Origin of the sequence: Actibacterium sp. (assembly GCF_041584535.1) — a bacterium.
GTDB lineage: Bacteria > Pseudomonadota > Alphaproteobacteria > Rhodobacterales > Rhodobacteraceae > Actibacterium_D.
On record NZ_JBFHDW010000374.1, the window covers coordinates 1 to 2128 of the forward strand.

Sequence of the window (2128 nt, forward strand, 5' to 3'; positions counted from 1 at the left end):
GCTGCAGGATCTGGCCCGGCTGATGCCGCAATGCGCTGGCGTGCGGCGCTGGGGCTCGGCGGCTCTGGATCTGGCCTATGTCGCCGCTGGCCGCTACGACGGCTTTTGGGAACGTGGCCTGAATGCGTGGGATCTGGCCGCGGGCGTGCTATTGGTGCGCGAGGCCGGTGGTATGATCGCCCCGATCAACCCGGATGGCAACATTCTGGAAGATGGCGAAGTCATCGCTGCGAACGAGCCGATCTTCGACACCTTCGCCAAGGTCATCCGCGCCGCCTAAAGCGGGTTCCCAGCCATTAAAAAGCCCGGATTTGTGCTTAGGCTCCGGGCCATGAAAACCCTGTCCCGATTCCCGGCCTGTTGCCAGCGGTTCGCATCGGATCAATCCGGTGCGGTCACTGTTGATTGGGTGGTTCTGACCGCCGCCGTGGTCGGGTTCGGCTTTGCCGCGTCGAATTTGGTCGAACAGGGTGCCGTGGCGCTGGCCAACAGCATCACCGCTGAATTGTCGTCGATCGAGATCGTAATCGTGCCGCCTCAGGCCGATAGTGGCACCATCGCCCGCTAAGACCCCGGCCTAGCGCCGTTTGCGCGTTACCTTGGGCACGTTGCTGCGGGCATAGATCGCCTCGGGATGCGGCGGATGACCGGCATTTCGGCTCCAGAACCCCGGACCGCCCCGGCGCAGCCACACCGGCAGCATCAGCACCAGCCCCATCGCGAACCCGCCGGCATGCGCCCAATAGGCAACGCCGCCGGTTTCGGCAGTGGCCGAGGCGCCGCTGATCAGTTGCATCGCGAACCAAAAGCCCAGCATCACCCAGGCCGGAACCGAGAACACCCGGAAAAAGAACACGATAATCACCAGAATATCGACCCGCGCCTTGGGGAACATCAACAGATATCCCCCCATCACCCCGGCAATCGCCCCCGAGGCCCCGACCATCGGCACCATCGAATAGGGCTCGGCCAGATATTGCGCCATCGCCGCCGCCAGCCCGCCGGCCAGATAGAACAGCAGATAGCGGACATGGCCCAGAATATCCTCAAGGTTATCGCCAAAGATCCACAGGAACAGCATATTGCCGCCCAGATGCATCCAGCCGCCATGCAGGAACATCGATGTCAGGAACCCGTGCAGATCCTGCCCCTGCGACACCGCCGCCGGAACCAGCGCCCAATCATAGAAAAACGCCTGAACCGCGCGGTCATTGGACAGCACCGAGGAATAGCTGGCGAACACCACGACATTGATCGCGATAAGGGCCCAGGTGACATAGGGCGTGCGGTTCGACGGGTTATGATCGCGCAGCGGAAACATCGGCTTACGCTACGCGGTTGCCACGCCGGGTCAAGCGCCCGACGCCGCAGGCTGGCGGAAAAGTGAATTGACCTGAGCGCCGTCTGTGGCACCCTGAAGGGCATGAAACACGTTGCGATCCTTGCTGTTTTCCTTGGCCTTTCCGGCCCGGTTCTGGCGGAAACCTGCCCGCCGGCGCCCGATCTTGAGCCGCGCAAATCCGTGCTGTTAGATGCGGTGCGCGATGCCGAAACCGAGATGGACGCCCGCGCCCTGACCAACGAGATGTGGCTGCTGTGGACCACCGCCCCGGACAACGGCGCCCAAAGCTGGCTGGACGCCGGGATCGAGCGCCGCGCCGCCTATGATTTCGAGGGCGCGATGAAAGCCTTTGATGCGCTGATCGAATACTGCCCGGACTATGCCGAGGGCTATAACCAACGCGCTTTCGTGAATTTCCTGCGCGAGGATTTTGAAACCTCGCTGACCGATCTGGACCGGGCGCTGGAACTGTCGCCCGACCATTACGCGGCGATGTCGGGCAAGGCGATGGTGCTGCTGGGGCTGGGACAGACCGAAAACGGCTTCAGGGTCTTGCTCAAGGCGCTTGAGATCAACCCGTGGTTGCCCGAGCGCCACCTGCTGCCGCCGGAAATGCGGCCGCAATCGGGCGACGATATCTGAGCCGACTTTACTCTGACCGCCGAATGCCTATTGTCCGCCGCATCGCGCGAACCGGATGCGGGCGTGATGGAATGGTAGACATACCAGACTTAAAATCTGTTGGGCCTTGTGCCCGTGTGGGTTCGACTCCCACCGCCCGCACCA

At 62.7% G+C, this 2128-nt stretch carries 4 protein-coding genes and 1 tRNA gene; 4 read left to right on the top strand and 1 reads right to left on the bottom strand.

Features of this window, described 5'->3' with window-relative positions; all coding sequences use genetic code 11:
• Both ABYW26_RS13745 and ABYW26_RS13750 read left to right on the top strand, forming a co-directional pair.
• A partial coding sequence (locus ABYW26_RS13745; RefSeq protein ID WP_372605477.1) for an inositol monophosphatase occupies nt 1-280 on the top strand: 280 nt, incomplete at its 5' end.
• A 51-nt stretch (nt 281-331) separates the two neighbouring features.
• Nucleotides 332-568, top strand: a complete 237-nt coding sequence (locus ABYW26_RS13750) for a hypothetical protein (protein WP_372605478.1) — start codon at nt 332-334, stop codon at nt 566-568.
• Nucleotides 569-577: 9 nt separating this feature from the next.
• Here the strand turns inward: ABYW26_RS13750 and ABYW26_RS13755 are convergent, their stop codons facing one another.
• On the bottom strand, nt 578-1321 hold the full coding sequence (locus ABYW26_RS13755; protein WP_372605479.1) for a rhomboid family intramembrane serine protease: 744 nt from the start codon (nt 1319-1321) through the stop codon (nt 578-580).
• A gap of 102 nt (nt 1322-1423) precedes the next feature.
• Between ABYW26_RS13755 and ABYW26_RS13760 the strand changes: the two genes are divergently transcribed.
• Entirely contained in the window at nt 1424-1984 is a 561-nt protein-coding gene (locus ABYW26_RS13760; RefSeq protein WP_372605480.1) for a hypothetical protein, read from the top strand.
• A gap of 57 nt (nt 1985-2041) precedes the next feature.
• Nucleotides 2042-2128: transfer RNA gene (locus tag ABYW26_RS13765), tRNA-Leu, on the top strand.